Source organism: Streptomyces sp. NPDC038280, assembly GCF_055600045.1.
In genome coordinates, this window is sequence record NZ_JBVJYZ010000011.1 from 1 (window position 1) to 16,439 (window position 16,439).

Genomic DNA, 16,439 nt, shown 5'->3' on the forward strand with positions numbered 1-16,439 from the left:
ATCAGCACATCGGTCGCCCGGTTGATGCCATCGATCAACGAATGCCGACACCCGTACTTGTTGTCGAACTTCGACTTCGTCACCGCGTCGTTCACGTTGATCGCCGGGAACAACAACGACCCATCACGATGCATCTCGTACAGGCGGTGCACACCCGTCGTCGTCTCCTCCGTCACCCCACGGATCTCAGACGCGAGCTGAGTCCACTTCTGGGGCGACTCGGTGAGGGTGCGGTTGAGGAGACGGAGGATGTGGCCGTACTCCTCGCTGTCCGCGGTGGAGGGGTCCGGGGCCGAGCCGGCCTTCTCGAACTCGACGCCCTTGTGGACGAGGAGGGTGGCGTCACCGCCGTCGTCCAGGATCATGTTCGGGCCACCGGTGGGGGTGTTCGGCCAGGTCAGGGCCTGCTCAGTGCACCACCAGTACTCCTCTAGGGTCTCGCCCTTCCAGGCGAAGACCGGAACGCCGCGAGGGGCCTCGGGGGTGCCGTTCGGGCCGACCGCGATGGCGGCGGCCGCGTGGTCCTGGGTCGAGAAGATGTTGCAGGAGGCCCAGCGGACTTCGGCGCCGAGCGCGACGAGCGTCTCGATCAGGACGGCGGTCTGCACGGTCATGTGCAGGGAGCCGGTGATCCGGGCGCCGGCCAGCGGCTGCTGCTCCGCGTACTCCTTGCGGATCGACATCAGGCCGGGCATCTCGTGCTCGGCGAGGGTGATCTCCTTGCGGCCGAACTCGGCCAGGGACAGGTCGGCGACCTTGAAGTCCTGCTGGTTGGCGACAGTCGTCATGACTGGGCTGCTCCTCGTGGGTTGGATCGAGGGTCGATTGGGCGCCGGCACCGCGCTAAGGGCACACGAATGCCCGGGTACTTCCGCGGTGCAGTCGTCGGAGGCCCTCTCTCCCTCGGCCGGTCCGTCGCGGACCGCCCGACCGCCATCAGCAGCGACGTCTGGCTCTGGTCACGAATCTACACCGATCGGTGCGGCGTCCCACAGCCCGCCCGGCCCCGTGGCTCGGGGTAATCGGGGATTCGGGCGGCATGCCGCGTGGGTGCTCCGGGGGTTCCGAGGACGCCGTGGTCTGTTGCACGATGCGTTGTGGATCGAGAGCCTCCGCATCCGCCCCGGAACCGGCGGTCAGCAGGAGTCCGAACGATCCGCGCCACGACCACGCCGACGCCGACGTGACGCCGACGCCGACGGTGGCGATGGGCGATGGCCATGGGCGATGGCGATGGCGATGGCGATGGCGATAACAGGACCACGGCCGGATCAGGGCCGCGGCCGACGACCCGCGAGGAGATGACGTGACCAGTCCCGGGAGCGGGCAGCGGAAGGTGAAGCTGCTCGCGGTGACCGCCTGTCCGACAGGTATCGCGCACACGTACATGGCGGCGGAGAAGCTGGCGCAGGCCGCGGAAGCGCTCGGCGTGGAGATGAAGGTGGAGACGCAAGGATCCATCGGATCCGAGAACGTGCTTTCTGACAACGATGTCAGCCAGGCTGACGGCATCATCATCGCGGCCGACAAGGACGTGGACCGCAGCCGCTTCGTGGGCAAGAGGGTCCTGGCGGTCGGGGTCGCGGAGGGGATCCACCATCCGGAGCGGCTGATCGAGCAGGTGCGGAGCGCGCCGGTGCACGGGGCGGCCGAAGGCGACGGCGACCGCGACGGCACCGGCGGGACGGGAGCGCCGACGAGCGGTGCGTCCGGAGCGGGCCGGGAGCGGAGCGTCGTGTACAAGGCGCTCATGAACGGCGTCTCGTACATGATCCCGTTCGTGGTGGTCGGCGGGCTGCTGATCGCGATCTCACTGGCGCTGGGCGGACACGCGACGCCGGAGGGGTACGTCATCCCGGCGGACTCCTTCTGGCAGGACGTCAACAACATCGGCGTCGTCGGATTCACGCTGATGATCCCGGTCCTGTCCGGCTATATCGCGTACGCCATCGGCGACCGGCCCGCGCTGGTGCCCGGCATGATCGGCGGGTGGATCGCGGCACACGGCGAGCTGTACGGCTCGAAGGCGGGCGCCGGGTTCATCGGCGCCATCGTGACCGGGTTCCTCGCCGGCTATCTGGTGTTGTGGATCAAGAAGGTGAAGGTTCCGAAGTTCGCTCAGCCGATCATGCCGATCATCGTGATCCCGATCGTGGCGACCACGGCGCTGGGCCTGTTCTTCATCTTCGTCATCGGCAAGCCGATCGCCTGGGTCTTCACGCATCTGACCGATTGGCTCTCCGGGATGACCGGGACCAGCGCGATTCTGCTCGGCGCGATTCTGGGGCTGATGATCGCGTTCGACATGGGCGGGCCGGTCAACAAGACGGCGTTCCTGTTCAGTGCCGGACTCATCGCGACCGGCAACCAGAGCGTCATGGGCATGTGCGCCGCCGCGATCCCGGTGATGCCACTCGGGCAGGGCCTGGCGACTCTGATCCGGCGCAGGCTCTACTCGCGGCAGGAGCGCGAGACGGGCATGGCGGCGCTGTTCATGGGGATGTTCGGCATCTCGGAGGGCGCGATCCCGTTCGCGGCGGCGCGGCCGGCGCAGGTCATCCCCGCCAACATGCTCGGCGGCGCCGTGGCCGGGGCGGTGGCGGGCCTGGCCGGGGTGACGGACGCCGTTCCGCACGGCGGGCCGATCGTGGCGGCGCTGGGCGCGATCGGGGGCGTGCCGACCTTCTTCCTCGCCGTCGCCGTCGGCACGGTCGTCACCGCGCTCACCACCAACGCGCTCATCGGTCTCAAGGAGCGCCGGGCGTCCGCGGAGGCTGGAACGCCGGTCGCGGCGCCCGGCGCGGCGACCGGCGAGGGTCCCGCGGGCGGAGGCGGAACCGGAGGCCGTCCCGTCCCGGACGGTCGGTCCGACGGCGGCGGCGCTGTCGCCGTCTCTCTACGGGAGGAGACCGGGGTGCTGTCCGGGTACCTGACCGGGGAGACCGTGAAGGTGCGGCTCGCGGCGGACAGCAAGGACACCGCCATCCGGGAGATGGCCGCGCTGCTCGCGGCCACCGGGAAAGTCGTGGACCCCGACGCTCTGGTGCGGGCGGCGCTCGCGCGCGAGGAGCAGGGCACGACCGGTCTCGGGGAGGAGATCGCCATCCCGCACGCCAAGACGGACGCGGTCACCGCGCCGATCGTCGGCTTCGCCCGGTCCGACGAGGGTGTGGAGTGGGGATCGCTGGACGGTACGAAGGCCCGGCTGATCTTCATGATCACGGTGCCGGAGGCGGCCGCCGGCGACGAACACCTGCGGATCCTGGCCCTGCTCTCGCGCAAGCTGATGGATCCCGGCTTCCGGGATCGGCTGCGGGAGGCGCCGGACCGGGAGGCCGTCCTGGAGATCCTCGGCGAGGTCGAGTAGAGGCGAGCGCGAGGCGGGGCGAGGCGAGGGCATGGTGGCGTGAAGGCGGGGCGAGGGCGAGCCGAGGACGGGGCGAAGTGAAGGCCAATCGAGTACGCGCCCCACGGGCATGAGGAAGGCCCCCGGCCCCCCTGCGTGAGCAGCGGCGGCCGGGGGCCTTCCCCGGGCGTCAGTGGTCGGCTGCGGGCGTGGGGCCGCCCGGGGTCTTCGCCGGGTTCGCGCCCGCCGCGGCCGCCGACTCGCTGTAGATGTCCGGCTCCAGGTAGATGACCCGGGCGATCGGGACGGCGGTACGGATCCGCTCCTCCGCCGCGTTGATCGCGGCCGCCACCTCGGACGCCGTGTCGTCGTGCTGGACGGCGATCTTGGCGGCGACGAGGAGCTCTTCCGGGCCGAGGTGGAGCGTACGCATGTGGATGATGCGGGTGACCGTGTCACCGTCCACCACCGCGGCCTCGATCTTCTTCACGTCCTCGGCGCCCGCGGACTCGCCCAGGAGCAGCGACTTGGTCTCGGCGGCCAGCACGATCGCGATCACGATCAGGAGCACGCCGATGCACAGGGTGCCGATGCCGTCCCATACGCCGTCCCCGGTCGCCAGCGCCAGGCTCACGCCGACGAGCGCGAGGACCAGACCGACCAGCGCGCCGAGGTCCTCCAGGAGGACGACGGGCAGCTCGGGGGCCTTGGCCCGGCGCACGAACTCCTTCCAGGAGAGCGTGCCGCGGATCTGGTTCGACTCCTTGATGGCCGTCATGAACGAGAAGCCCTCGGCGATGATCGCGAAGACGAGGACGCCGACCGGCCAGTACCAGGCCTCGATGGCGTGCGGGTGCTTGATCTTCTCGTAGCCCTCGTAGATGGCGAACATGCCACCGACGGAGAAGAGCACGATGGAGACGAGGAAGGCGTAGATGTACCGCTCACGGCCGTAGCCGAAGGGGTGCTGCGGGGTCGCTTCGCGCTGGGCCTTCTTGCCGCCGAGGAGCAGCAGGCCCTGGTTGCCGGAGTCGGCGACCGAGTGGACGCTCTCGGCGAGCATCGACGACGAACCACTGAAGAGGAACGCCACGAACTTGGCTACAGCGATCGCGAGATTGGCGGCGAGTGCCGCCACGATCGCCTTGGATCCGCCTGACGCGCTCATGGATGCAGGAGTTCCCTTCGTTGATGCTGTGACTCCGGTGCCGCCGGTGTTCGGCCGCACATTCTTGCATCAGGGCGGGATCAGGCCACCACGGTCGCGCGGAAGAGGGTGCCCGTTCCGGACAGTTCGGCCTTCTCGCCCGCCGGTACGAAGACCGATTCGCCGGGCCCGAGGGTGAGGTCGCCCGCCTCCGGGCGACCCGAGGTGGCGAGCAGGATCTGCGGGGTCGTGGCGGTGATGTCGAGGGGCGCCGCGCCGGCGGCGAGGACGTAGCGGGAGAGCCGGAACTCGTCCGTGGGGGTGTCGTAGACCTCTTCACCGGACGGCGACGCCTCCGGGCGCAGCACGCCCGGGTCGGCCGCCTCGAAGCGGACGACGCGGAGCAGCTCGGGAACGTCGACGTGCTTGGGGGTCAGGCCGCAGCGCAGGACGTTGTCGGAGTTGGCCATGATCTCGACGCCGAGGCCGCTGAGATAGGCGTGCGGAACGCCGGCGCCGAGGAAGAGCGCCTCGCCGGGCTGGAGTTGGACGTGGTTGAGCAGCATGGCGGCGACGACGCCCCGGTCGCCGGGGAAGTGGTGGGCGATCCGGGCGTACGGGGCGAGGGCGCCGCCGAGGTGGGCGCCGGCGGCCGCCGCCTCGGTGACCGTGGCCGCCATCTCCTCCGGGTCGGCGGTGAGGATCGCGGTGAGGACCTCGCGGAGCGCGGCTTCCTCGGGGTGGGCGTGAAGGAGGTCCACGTACGGCTTGAGGGAGTCGACGCCGAGCGCGGCCATGGCGTCGGCGGACTCGCCCGGCGGGCGGAAGCCGCAGAAACCCTCGAAGGGCGTGAGGGCGCAGATCAGTTCGGGCTTGTGGTTGGCGTCCTTGTAGTTGCGGTGGGGCGCGTCGATGGGGATGCCGGCGCTCTCCTCGGCGGCGTAACCCTCCTTCGCCCGTGCGAGGTCGGGGTGGACCTGGAGGGAGAGAGGGGCGCCGGCGGCGAGGAGCTTGAGGAGGAAGGGCAGGTGCGGGCCGAACCTGTCGACGGCCGCGGCGCCGAGTTCGCGTACGGGGTCCTCGGCGATGACGTCGGTCAGCGGGCCGCGCTCGGTCCGCGACGGGGCTCCTGGGTGGGCGCCCATCCACATCTCGGCCTGGGGCTCGCCGGTGGGGGCGAGGCCGAGGAGTTCCGGGATGGCCGTCGTGGAGCCCCAGGCATAGGGGCGGACGGTGTTGGAGAGGCGGTCCATGCGGCGTTCCAGCTTTCCTCAGGGCGTGGCGGCGGGTTCTGTCACGAGGGGCCGCGGTCGGTGTCGTCGGACTCCGGGGTGGCGGCGGTGGCGGCCGAGGCGAGCGCGAGGTAGACGGCGGCGAAGTCGGTGATGGCGACGAGTTCGGCGAGGGCCTCCAGCTCGGTGCCCTCCTCGGGCTCCAGCTCGCTGATGGCCGTGTCGTGGCCGAGGGCGAGTTCGCGGGCGGCGGGCGCGGCGGTCAGGCTTCCGTCGGCTCCGTCCGGGCGGTCGCGCATGAGCACGATCCGGGCGCGCAGGGCCTGCTGCTCGTCGACCCGGTCACGGAAGAAGTCGTCCGGGTCGGCCCCGGCGGCGTAGTCGCCGACGAGCAGGACGCCGTGGGCGGGGAGTGCTTCGGGGAGGTCGGCGGCGAGTGCGGGAAGGCCGGCCAGCTCGGCCAGAACGGCGGCGAACCGGCGGCCGGCCGGTCCGGCGGTGACGCCCTCGGTCCAGATCAGCGGAAGGGACTGGGTGAGGTCGGCGGCGAGAGTCTTGGCGGGGTTGCTGTACGTGGCCGTGGCCGGGCCACAGCGTTCGGCGGTGCGGTCGAGGCGGTCCGCGACTTTCTCCAGGATCTCCGGGGGCGCGGCGAACAGGCCCAGCCGGTCGATCAGCGCGAGGAGCGGGGTGAACAGGGCCCATAGGGCGCCGGGGCTCGCCGCGGGCGTCTCCAGCGTCTCGTCGTACATCTCGTTCGGCGGGGTGGCCATGGGCACGGCGAGGCCGTGGGAGTCGGCGACGGCCGACATCAGCGGGGAGCTCTGGGGGGCGACGGCGACGACGGTGACGCCTCGGCGGTACGCCTGCTCGGTGAGGAGGGCGAGGCCGGGCTCGGAGCCGTCGGTGGTGACGACGAGGAGCAGGTCGAGGGAGCCCGCCCAGCCGGGGAGTGCCCAGCGCAGGGCGCCGGCGGCGGGGGCGACACCGGTGGGGTGCAGCCGGGTGACCGGGGCGGCGGCGCCCGCGAGGGCGGCGATCAGGTCGGCGACGCCGGTGGCGGCGGTCCCGGTGCCTGCGACGAGGACGGCGCGGGGGCGGCCCTCGGGCCTGAGGTCGCCGATACCGGCCTCGGCGGCGTGCCGTGCGGCGGTCCGTACCCGTGCGCCGGCTTCGGCGGCGCCCCGGAGGAGACCGCGGTGGTCGGCACGGGCCAGGGCTTCCGGGTCGTCGAGCAGCGACTCGTCGAGCATGGGGGTGGGGCCTCCGATCGCCTCCGCGTGCGTTGCATGCGCTACATGAACGTGCGTACGCCGACGGGGGTCACTCCGGGCGGCGGGCCTCGTCGACGAGGAGGACGGGGATGCCGTCGCGTACCGGGTAGGCCAGGCCGCAGTCCGAGCCGCCGCAGATCAGCTCGGGGGTCTCGGCTGCCGTGCGGTCGTTGAGCGGCGCGTGGCAGGCGGGGCAGGCGAGGATCTCCAGGAGGCCGGCTTCGAGCGGCATGGGGTTGTCCCTTCGAACGATGGGTGTGGCGGTTGGGGTTGGGCCAGGTCAGCCTACCGCCGGGGGGCGGCGGGCGCGGCTCAGGTGAGTGCCGCGCCGACGGGGCGCGGCTCGGGCGAAGGCGCCGGGCGGGCGCGGCCCGGGCGAAGGCGCCGGGCGGGCGCGGCCCGGGCGAAGGCGCCGGGCGGGCGCGGCTCGGCTGAAGTGCCGGGCGGTCGGCGGGACGCCTTTGCGGGGCGGGTCGTACGGACTGTCCCGTACGACCCCGCCCCAGCGCTCAGTCAGCCCCGCGCCCCGGCCGTCCCCGCCCGGTCCTCCGTCGTCAGGAGGTCGCCCGCACCAGGGCCAGGACCTCGTCGCGCAGTGCGGACATCGTGGGCTCGTCCACGGCCTCGACGTTCAGGCGCAGCAGCGGCTCGGTGTTGGACGGGCGCAGGTTGAACCACCAGTCCTTCGCCTTGACCGTGAGGCCGTCCAGCTCGTCCGTCGTGACGCCCTCGCGGGAGGCGAAGGCCTCGCGGACCGCCGCCATGCGGTCGGCCTGGTCGGTGACGGTGGAGTTGATCTCGCCCGAGGCGGCGTAGCGGTCGTACGCGGAGACCAGGGCCGACAGGGGGCCGTCCTGGCCACCGAGGGCCGCCAGGACGTGGAGGGCGGCCAGCATGCCGGTGTCGGCGTTCCAGAAGTCGCGGAAGTAGTAGTGCGCGGAGTGCTCGCCGCCGAAGATCGCCCCGGTGCGGGCCATCTCGTCCTTGATGAAGGAGTGGCCGACCCGGGTCCGCACGGGCGTGCCGCCGTTCTCGCGGACGACCTCGGGCACGGTCGACGAGGTGATCAGGTTGTGGATGACCGTGCCGCCGGGGTGCTTGGCCAGCTCGCGCGCCGCCACCAGCGCGGTGATCGCGGACGGGGAGACGCCCTCGCCCCGCTCGTCGACCACGAAGCAGCGGTCGGCGTCGCCGTCGAAGGCGAGGCCGATGTCGGCGCCCTCGGCGAGGACGCGGGCCTGCAGGTCCACGATGTTCTTCGGGTCCAGCGGGTTGGCCTCGTGGTTCGGGAAGGTGCCGTCGAGCTCGAAGTACATCGGTACGAGGTCCAGGGGCAGACCCTCGAAGACGGTGGGGACCGTGTGGCCGCCCATGCCGTTGCCGGCGTCCACGACCACCTTCAGCGGGCGGATGTCCGCCACGTCGACGAGGGACTTGAGGTGCGCCGCGTATCCGGCGAGCGTGTCCCGCTCGGTCACCTTGCCGGGCGTGGCCGCCGCCTCGGGCGCCCCGCTCCCGGACCAGGACTCGACGAGCTCGCGGATTTCGGCGAGGCCGGAGTCCTGGCCGACCGGCTTCGCGCCCGCGCGGCACATCTTGATGCCGTTGTACTGCGCGGGGTTGTGCGAGGCGGTGAACATGGCGCCCGGAAGGTCCAGGTCCCCGGAGGCGTAGTACAGCTGGTCGCTGGAGCAGAGCCCGATCAGGGTGACGTCCGCGCCGAGGCGGGCCGCGCCGCGTGCGAAGGCGCCCGACAGCCCGGGCGACGACGGTCGCATGTCGTGCCCGACGACGATCGCGTCGGCGCCGGTCACCCGGACGAACGCCGCGCCGAACAGCTCCGCCAGCGCCTCGTCCCACTGATCCGGCACCACTCCGCGGACGTCGTACGCCTTCACGATCTGTGACAGATCAGCAGCCACGGCCCAACCCTCCTGAAGTCTCGGACCGCCCAAACTACCCGTCCGTAGAGGGGAGCATGCGCAAGGGGCGGCCCGGATCCGCGGGGGACGCCGGCGGGGCGGGGCGGGTCAGGAGTCGGGGGAGCGCAGGACGCGCAGATGACCTCGGCGTCCGGCCTCGACGGGGCTGCCGCCGCGGCCGCCCTTGCCTCCGGCCTCCGCCGCGCGCTCCTGCGGTCTGGCCGCTTCGCGCACGGCGTTGGCGAGGGCCTCGAGATCGTCACCGCTGGGGCGGGAGGGGGCCGAACCGTCGGTCAGCCGCACGACCTCCCAGCCACGGGGCGCGGTCAGGCGCTCACTGTGCTCGGCACAGAGGTCGTAGCAGTGGGGCTCGGCGTAGGTGGCGAGCGGGCCGAGGACCGCAGTCGAGTCGGCATAGACGTACGTCAGTGTCGCGACGGCAGGGCGGCCGCACGCGGTGCGCGAACAGCGACGTACAGGGCTCACGACGTTGGACGGTACCGCACTCTTGAGCGGGCCGCGACGACTCTCCACCACGTCACTCCACCGTGTCGCGGTGTGAGCTCCGCCACGGGTGCTCTCCGGGCAACTGGCCTGACCTGCGGGGGAGGAGGGGATCACCGACGGGGGCGGTGAGCGATCCGGACATCGGCCAGTAGGAATCCGGTCAATGAACGCCAGGGAGATGGTCGCGGAGGCGTATCGAACCGGGCCCGGGCCCGGCCAAAATGTTCAACTTGCGACATACGGCTGGGGCGCCGCGCGGAGAGCTACGCTGCGTCAGTGATGGACACTCCTGTGCCGCCCCGCCCGAACGAGCCACGGCCGCGCCGCCGCGACCGCCACGGCCGCGGTATGCGCGGGCCCGTCGCCCCACCCCAGGTGCCGCTGTCGGCCAGCCGAGCGGAGTCCTTCCGCGATCTGGTGCAGGACTCGGTGGAACGCCTGGAGCGGCACTGGCCCCAGCTGGCCGATGTGGAGTTCGTGGTCATGGAGGTGCCGCAGACCCGCGACGACTCGGTGCCGCTCGGCAGCGCGGTGCCGGCCGAGAAGGAGACGCCCGCGCGCGTCGTGGTCTACCGGCGGCCGGTCGAGATCCGCTCCAAGAACCGCGACGAGCGGGCACTGCTGATCCACGAGGTCGTGGTCGAGCAGGTCGCCGAGCTCCTGGGGCTCTCCCCCGAGTCGGTCGACCCCCGGTACGGCGACACCTAGAGGTCTCCGACGGCCCGGTCTGGCCGCCGGCCGGCCCGAGCCCTCGCCGCCGGGCCTGCTCTGTCGGATGGTGCCGTGCTCCGGCCCGATCCAGGAGATCCAGCCCGGTCCAGGAGATCCGGCCCGGTCCAGGAGACAGGTCCTAGTCGAGCACCGTCAGGTCCTGCTTCGCCGTCGGCACCTCGACCGTTCCCCTGTCGTCCGACAGCGTCTGCACGGTGAACATCGGGATGCCCTCGCGCGGCACGGCCAGCGTGCGCGCCGCGTGCACCGGGCCGCCCGAGAGGGTCTCGACGGTCAGCGCGTACGAGCCCTTGAGTCCGGCCGGGACCGGCGGGGTGAAGGCCATCGTCGTCCCGCCCTTGACCGTGACCGTCTTGCTGGTCGCCGTACCCGCCTGGCTGCCCGCCGACGCCGTGACCCTGACCTGCGCGGTCGCGCCGGGCGCGGTCAGGGAGAGGGTGGAACCGGTGGCGCGGTTGTCGGCGACGCCGGAGCGGGTGCCGACCGGCAGGGTGGCCGGGATGAAGGCGATCTCCTGCTTGGCACCGGTGCCGCGGACCACGCGCAGCGCGGCCACCACCGGGGTGGCGTGTCCGCTCTGCGCGGGGGTCAGCAGCAGGGAGCCGGCCTCGCCCCGGGTGACGTCCCTGAGGTCGACGGAGGCGGTCATCCCCGACTTGACGTGCAGCGACTCATGGCCGGCTGGGGTGATCGTGCCGGTCGCGCCGGCGAGGCGGATCTTCACGTCGGCGTCGTCGTCGCCGGGGGCGTACGCGATCAGCCGTACGGAGGTGGCGTCCGCCGGGATGCCGGGCAGGACCAGCGAGCCCGCCGGGTCGGCCGAGGCGGGCAGCCAGTCGCTGCCGGTCTTGTCGTCGGCGGCGCGGACCACCGCGCCCACCCGGCCGGAGCGGGTGGTGACGTGGACGGTCACGTCGGCCGCCGCGGGGGCCGCCGTGAGGGTGGAGAGCAGCACGGGCACGCTGGAGCGGGCGGGCACCGGGATGCCCTCGGTCAGCGAGGACTTGATGACGCCGTCCGGGCCGTACAGCTCGATGTCCGCGACCGCCGCCGTGTCGTCGGGGTTGGTGAGGTGGACGTAGTCCTGACGCTCCTTGGCGGTCGAGGCGCCCGGGAACCAGAAGTCCGTGTCGGGTGAGGTGCAGCTGAGGCCGAGCAGTCCGCGGGCGCCGCCCGCTGACTGGGTGGTCGTCTGCTGGGTGGTCCAGCCGGGGGCGAGCGGGCCGGTGGCGGAGCCGACGAGGGCCGGGGCCTCTCCCCCGTTGGCCGCGGCGGTGACGGGCTTGCCGGGCTGGGTGAGGGTGACGACGGACTTGTCGGCCGCGGGCGCCTTGTCGGCCTTCTTCTTGGCGGCGTCCGGGTCGGCCAGGGTCTTGGTGGCCGGCTTCAGTTCGGCCTTGGCGGCCTTGGCCGCCTCCGCGCCCTGACCGGACGCCTTCTCCCCCGCCGGGGTGAAGGACGTGTACACCGTCTCGGCGAGCTCCGACGTGCTGGGCGCGGGGCACAGCAGGCTGGACCGCTCGACGGGCAGACGCGCGGGGGCCTTCGCCTCGGCGCCCGGCCCGGCGTCGGGCGCGGTCAGGGCGGCCACGCCGGTGACGGCCGCGAGGGCCGTGGCGGCCGCGATCAGGGAGAGGGTGGTGCGCTTCACTGGTTGCTGCTCCCGTCGGGACGCTGCTCGGTCTCGTGGCCGTCGGCGTAGGGCTGCTGCGGCTCGAACGGCTGTTGCTGCTGTCCGTAGCCGTAGGGGTCGTACTGCGCGTCGTACTGGCCCTGCTGGTACTGATAGGCGTCCGCCGGGTACTGCTGCTGGTTCGGGTCGTACTGCTGGTACTGCTGCTGGTACTGGGGCTGGTTCGGGTCGTACTGCGCGTACTCCTGCTGGTACTGGCCCTGGCCCTGGTCGGCGGTCTGGCCCTGAGGGCTCTCGGCGTACTGGCCGCCGTCGGTGTACTGGCCGTTCCACTCGCCGTACGGCTGCTGCTGGGGGATGTCCGCGTACGGCTGCTGGGTCTGCGGCTGGGCGTACGGATCCGCGTCCGGGGCCGCCGTCGCGGCCGCGGCCTGCGCGGCGTCGGCCGTCTCGGCCGCCGCTTCGGCCTCGGCGGCCGCGCGGAGCCTGCGGGCACGGCGTCCGTCGCCCTCCAGTGCCTGCGCGGGGACGACGGTCTCCTCCTCCGGCAGGTCGTCGTCGATCTCGCGGCGCCGGCCGGGCAGGGCCAGGACGAGCAGGACCACGGCGAGGGTGCTCTGGGTCCAGATCCACGCCGTGTGGGTGAGGGGCTCGTCGAAGATGAGGTCGAGCCGGCCGCCGTTCGCGGGCAGTTCGAAGCCCTGCGCCCAGCCGTCGACGGTGGTCTTCTTGAGTTCCTTGCCGTCGAGGGTGGCCTGCCAGCCGTCGTCGGCCCGGTCGGCGATGCGCAGGATCCGGCCGGCGGGGCCCGCCGGGACGTGGGTGTGCGCCTCGACCGCCTCGGACGCGACGGGCAGCGGTTCGCCCTTGGCGTCGCTTCCGCCGGCGGCGGGCGGGACCACGGTGGCCCGGGCGACCTGGCGGTCGACGCGCCACAGGGCGCTGCCGTCGAGCTGGCTGAGCCGGCTCAGGCCGGGTGTGGCGTCGAGGACGCGGCTCATCTGGCGCGGCGCCCCGTCCCGTACGAGGACGTAACGGATCGCGAAGCCGCTGAGCTGTTCGGTCTGGTCGGCGCCGGAGCCGGCGACCAGGTTGGCGACGACCTTGTCGAGGCGCGGGTCGCTGCCTCCGGTAGCGGCCAGTTCGGCGTCGCCGAGGCGGGCGCCCGAGCCCCGGACCAGGGTGTAGGAGACGGTGGCGGGCGAGGTGCCGCCGAGTACGAGGGTGCGGGGCTGGTCGCGGGTGCCGCTCTCCTCGGCGACGAACGCCGGGACCTGCACGGGGTCGCGCCGGTCCAGCGGGCCGGCCGCGCCGTCGATCATCCAGCCGGCGGCGGCCAGCAGCGGGCCGGCGGCCGACGCGAGGGCGATCAGCGCGGCGACGGGCTGGCGCCAGCCGAAGCTCTGGGCGGCGACGCGGGTGCGGCCGCCTTCGGCGCCGAGCATGCCGGCGGCGATGAGCGCGATGCCGTAGACGAGGGTCGCCGGTCCCGCCCAGCCCGATCCGTTGGCGAGGACCGCGAAGACCAGTCCGGTGAGGGCCACGGCCCAGGTGACGCGGACGGCGAACTGGCGCTCACCGCGCAGCAGGGCGGCGAGCGCCGCCAGGACCAGGCCGATGAGCAGCAGGCCGCCGGCCGCCTTGGGGCCACCGGGGCTGATGCCGAGGAGGTCGAGCGCGGAGGCCGTGCCCGTACTGAACTCCAGGCCGGCTTCGCGCAGGAAGGCGGAGGGGCTGGTCAGCACCGAGAGGGACCAGGGCGCGAGGACGAGCAGCGGGGTGCCGACGGCGGCGACGAAGCGCAGTCCGTAGGCGGTGAGGTCGTCGCGGCGCAGGGCGAGCACGGCGAGGCCGAGGACGACGGCGAGCGGCCAGACGATCGGCGTGAACGCCATCGTGAAGGTCAGCAGGAAGGCGTAGGCCCAGGTGGCGCGCCAGCTGCCGCGTCCCTCGCCGCGCAGCCCGTGGGCCGCGATCGCGGCGCGGGCGATCAGCGGGAGCAGGATGGCGAGGACGGCGGTGCCGAGGCGGCCGGTCGCGAGGGCGCCGGTGGCGGCGGGCAGGAACGCGTAGGCGATGGCGCCCCAGGCGCGCAGCAGCCGGGACTCGACGAGGGAGCGCGAGGCGAAGTAGGCGGTCAGGCCGGCGAGCGGCACCGAGCAGACGAGCAGCAGGGTGAGCGCGAAGCCCGTGGATCCGAGGAAGAGTCCGGAGAGGCCAGCGAGCACCGCGAGGTAGGGCGGGGCGGACTGGGTGCCGCCGGTCCCGATGGGGTGCCAGCCGTCGGCGTAGCGGCTCCACAGGCCGGAGACGTCGTCGGGCGCCGGCAGCAGGGCGCCGCCGGCGAGCGAGCCGCCGCCGAGCAGTCCGCGGCAGGCGACGAGGGAGATGAGGAGCAGCAGCGCGAAGAGGACCGGGCCGGGCTTCCGGGCGATCTTCTTCAGCCGTGCGAACTGCTCGATCTCCAGGAAGTCGGCCTCGTCACCGCCGGGTCCCGACTCGATGACACCGTGGCGCGAGCCGCCCGATTCGGCGTCCGAGCCGCCGAAGTTGGACGCGATCTGTTCGACGGTGGCACGGACGGTGGCGCCGGGCGGCGGGAAGAGCGGGCGCAGGTCGCTCGCCGGTACGGCGGGCCTGGCGCGCCTGCGGCGGGCGGCGATGATCCGCTCGGGCCGCAGCAACGTGCCGAACAGGCCCATGACTTCGTCGACGGCCTGGCCGGGCGCCTTGCCGACGAGGTAGGCGACGGTACGCAGCAGGGTGCCGAGGACGAGCCGGAGCAGTACATACGGGAGGGTGATCCCGCGGGTGTTGGCCAGCAGGGTGTAGACGGCGCCGGCCTTGTCGACGCGGTGCGGGTTGGTGACCGAGCGGCCCGCGCAGTCGACGGTGCGCCGCTCGCGGGCGGAGGCCTCGGCGTGGCGCAGGACGGCGTCGGGGGCGACGAGGACACGGTGGCCGGCGGAGTGGGCGCGCCAGCACAGGTCGACGTCGTCGCGCATGAGGGGGAGGCGGCGGTCGAAGCCGCCCAGTTCCTCGAAGACGTCACGGCGGACGAGCATGCCGGCGGAGGAGACGGACAGGACCGGTCGGACCTGGTCGTGCTGGCCCTGGTCCTGTTCACGGCGGTCGAGTCCGGTCCAGCGGCGGCCGCTTCGGGCGATGGAGACGCCGGCTTCAAGGAGCTGCTTGCGGTCGTACCAGCCGCGCAGCTTGGGGCCGATGACGGCGGCGTACGCGTCCGAGTCGGCGACGCGCAGGAGTTCGGCGAGGGCGTCGGGCGCGGGGGCGCAGTCGTCGTGGAGCAGCCAGAGCCACTGCACGGGCTCGCCGTGCGGCAGTTCGGGCATGTCGTAGGCGTCGTCGCGCCAACTCCTGCTGACCGGGTCCCAGCCGCTGGGCCGCTTCAGATAGGGAAGGTCGTCGGGGCCGAGGACGGGGGCGGTCCGGGCGGCCTCGTCGACGGCGGCGCCGAATCCGGTACGCCGGGCGAGGTGCAGGACCCGCTCGTCTCCGATGGCCTCGGTGACCAGCCGCGCGGAGTCGTCGGCGCTGCCGGTGTCGGCGGCGACGACGTTCTGCACGGGACGTTCCTGGCCGAGGAGTCCGGCGAGGGCGTCGGGCAGCCAGCGGGCGCCGTCGTGGGAGACGAGCACGGCGGTGACGACGTGTCGCGGGTACTCGGGCGGCTGGGCGGGAGCAAACGCTGGCGTGGTGGCGGACATCGAGGTACGGGCCCTCCGGCCGGGGGGTCGCCCGCGGGGGGCGTGGGAGCGTCTCGGACGGGGCCCCACCCTAACGGTAGGGAAAAGCGCCGCGGAGCGAAGCGCCTCGATGAGCGGCGGCGGCCGGGATACGGGCGGGCATGAAAACGGTCCGCCGCCTGTGGACAGGCACAGGCGGCGGACCGTTGTTCAACGACGGGTGTGCGGTTCGGTCGCGCGCTGGTCAGACGGCGGCCTTCTTCAGACGACGGCGTTCACGCTCGGACAGACCGCCCCAGATTCCGAATCTCTCGTCGTTCTGAAGGGCGTACTCGAGGCATTCCGAGCGGACTTCACAGGCGAGGCAGACTTTCTTGGCCTCTCGGGTCGAGCCGCCCTTCTCGGGGAAGAAGGACTCGGGATCGGTCTGGGCGCACAGAGCGCGCTCCTGCCAGCCGAGTTCCTCGTCCGCGTCCTCGACCAGCAGTTCCTGGAACAACTCGGTCATGTGCGCCCCTCGTCCGTCTTTGCGTCCCCGTGATGTTGCCGTTACCGATTTCGGCTGAACGACACGAGTGAAATTACAAGTTCGTCGCTCCGTGAGAGTCAAGCCGGGATCTGCTATTGAGCCCGGTATTCACTCTGCGGAACCAAGGCTATGCGGAAAGTGTTCAAATCACCAAAAAGGTGACACATGCCATCGGCCTGCTCCGCCCCCCTTCCCGCCGGACGCCCGCCCAAGCCCTCCGGAGGGGAGGACGTCCGAAACTCTGATCTTGTTGCGATCGAGCCACGGAAGCGATCCGGATCACAGTCCGGTCACGGGCGCATAACGGCGTTTGTGGGCGCGGTTGATGCGCCATGTGTCCCGGGCTCCCGCTGCACAAACCTTTCTCCTGTCGCAGTAACCGGATGAGGTGAAACATTGCCACCAAATCG

At 72.4% G+C, this 16,439-nt stretch carries 12 protein-coding genes; 2 read left to right on the forward strand and 10 right to left on the reverse strand.

Annotated features, from left to right (window positions below):
* The coding region (locus ACZ7J0_RS21820; protein WP_470889769.1) for an adenosylhomocysteinase at nucleotides 1-788 on the reverse strand (788 nt) is incomplete at its 3' end.
* A 518-nt stretch (nucleotides 789-1,306) separates the two neighbouring features.
* Between ACZ7J0_RS21820 and ACZ7J0_RS21825 the strand changes: the two genes are divergently transcribed.
* Entirely contained in the window at nucleotides 1,307-3,367 is a 2,061-nt protein-coding gene (locus ACZ7J0_RS21825; protein ID WP_470889771.1) for a fructose-specific PTS transporter subunit EIIC, read from the forward strand.
* 169 nt (nucleotides 3,368-3,536) lie between these two features.
* Here the strand turns inward: ACZ7J0_RS21825 and ACZ7J0_RS21830 are convergent, their stop codons facing one another.
* From ACZ7J0_RS21830 to ACZ7J0_RS21855, 6 genes are all read right to left on the reverse strand, one after another.
* Nucleotides 3,537-4,514 carry a cation diffusion facilitator family transporter gene (locus ACZ7J0_RS21830; protein WP_470889773.1) on the reverse strand — a complete coding sequence of 326 codons (978 nt, stop codon included), beginning with the start codon at nucleotides 4,512-4,514 and terminating at the stop codon, nucleotides 3,537-3,539.
* 80 nt (nucleotides 4,515-4,594) lie between these two features.
* A complete protein-coding gene (manA, locus tag ACZ7J0_RS21835) occupies nucleotides 4,595-5,746 on the reverse strand; it encodes a mannose-6-phosphate isomerase, class I (protein WP_470889775.1) in 1,152 nt (383 codons plus the stop codon).
* A gap of 41 nt (nucleotides 5,747-5,787) precedes the next feature.
* Nucleotides 5,788-6,978, reverse strand: a complete 1,191-nt coding sequence (locus tag ACZ7J0_RS21840) for an SIS domain-containing protein (RefSeq protein WP_470889777.1) — start codon at nucleotides 6,976-6,978, stop codon at nucleotides 5,788-5,790.
* A 70-nt stretch (nucleotides 6,979-7,048) separates the two neighbouring features.
* Entirely contained in the window at nucleotides 7,049-7,231 is a 183-nt protein-coding gene (locus tag ACZ7J0_RS21845; protein ID WP_470889779.1) for a Trm112 family protein, read from the reverse strand.
* Between the two features lie 322 nt (nucleotides 7,232-7,553).
* Entirely contained in the window at nucleotides 7,554-8,921 is a 1,368-nt protein-coding gene (locus ACZ7J0_RS21850) for a phosphomannomutase/phosphoglucomutase (RefSeq protein ID WP_470889781.1), read from the reverse strand.
* Between the two features lie 108 nt (nucleotides 8,922-9,029).
* A complete protein-coding gene (locus ACZ7J0_RS21855; protein WP_468714605.1) occupies nucleotides 9,030-9,455 on the reverse strand; it encodes a DUF3499 domain-containing protein in 426 nt (141 codons plus the stop codon).
* 252 nt (nucleotides 9,456-9,707) lie between these two features.
* Between ACZ7J0_RS21855 and ACZ7J0_RS21860 the strand changes: the two genes are divergently transcribed.
* On the forward strand, nucleotides 9,708-10,136 hold the full coding sequence (locus ACZ7J0_RS21860; protein WP_468714603.1) for a metallopeptidase family protein: 429 nt from the start codon (nucleotides 9,708-9,710) through the stop codon (nucleotides 10,134-10,136).
* A gap of 142 nt (nucleotides 10,137-10,278) precedes the next feature.
* Here ACZ7J0_RS21860 and ACZ7J0_RS21865 read toward each other — a convergent pair whose 3' ends face one another.
* The 3 genes from ACZ7J0_RS21865 to ACZ7J0_RS21875 all read right to left on the reverse strand — a co-directional run bounded on the left by ACZ7J0_RS21865 (nucleotide 10,279) and on the right by ACZ7J0_RS21875 (nucleotide 16,008).
* Complete coding sequence (locus tag ACZ7J0_RS21865; RefSeq protein WP_470889782.1) at nucleotides 10,279-11,811, reverse strand: DUF5719 family protein; 1,533 nt, start codon at nucleotides 11,809-11,811, stop codon at nucleotides 10,279-10,281.
* Nucleotides 11,808-15,521 carry a glycosyltransferase family 2 protein gene (locus tag ACZ7J0_RS21870; RefSeq protein WP_470889784.1) on the reverse strand — a complete coding sequence of 1,238 codons (3,714 nt, stop codon included), beginning with the start codon at nucleotides 15,519-15,521 and terminating at the stop codon, nucleotides 11,808-11,810. The genes ACZ7J0_RS21865 and ACZ7J0_RS21870 overlap by 4 nt, the downstream gene beginning before the upstream one ends.
* 223 nt (nucleotides 15,522-15,744) lie before the next feature.
* The gene (locus ACZ7J0_RS21875) at nucleotides 15,745-16,008 is read right to left on the reverse strand and encodes a WhiB family transcriptional regulator (protein WP_015033978.1); all 264 of its coding nucleotides are present in this window, start codon (nucleotides 16,006-16,008) and stop codon (nucleotides 15,745-15,747) included.
* Nucleotides 16,009-16,439 lie beyond the last annotated feature (431 nt).

What these genes read in the sequence shown, in the direction of transcription:
- ACZ7J0_RS21840 (WP_470889777.1), bottom strand. Translation starts at nt 6,978, where the DNA reads ATGCTCGACGAGTCGCTGCTCGACGACCCGGAAGCCCTGGCCCGTGCC.
- ACZ7J0_RS21875 (WP_015033978.1), bottom strand. Translation starts at nt 16,008, where the DNA reads ATGACCGAGTTGTTCCAGGAACTGCTGGTCGAGGACGCGGACGAGGAA.
- ACZ7J0_RS21845 (WP_470889779.1), bottom strand. Translation starts at nt 7,231, where the DNA reads ATGCCGCTCGAAGCCGGCCTCCTGGAGATCCTCGCCTGCCCCGCCTGC.
- ACZ7J0_RS21830 (WP_470889773.1), bottom strand. Translation starts at nt 4,514, where the DNA reads ATGAGCGCGTCAGGCGGATCCAAGGCGATCGTGGCGGCACTCGCCGCC.
- ACZ7J0_RS21870 (WP_470889784.1), bottom strand. Translation starts at nt 15,521, where the DNA reads ATGTCCGCCACCACGCCAGCGTTTGCTCCCGCCCAGCCGCCCGAGTAC.
- ACZ7J0_RS21860 (WP_468714603.1), top strand. Translation starts at nt 9,708, where the DNA reads ATGGACACTCCTGTGCCGCCCCGCCCGAACGAGCCACGGCCGCGCCGC.
- manA (WP_470889775.1), bottom strand. Translation starts at nt 5,746, where the DNA reads ATGGACCGCCTCTCCAACACCGTCCGCCCCTATGCCTGGGGCTCCACG.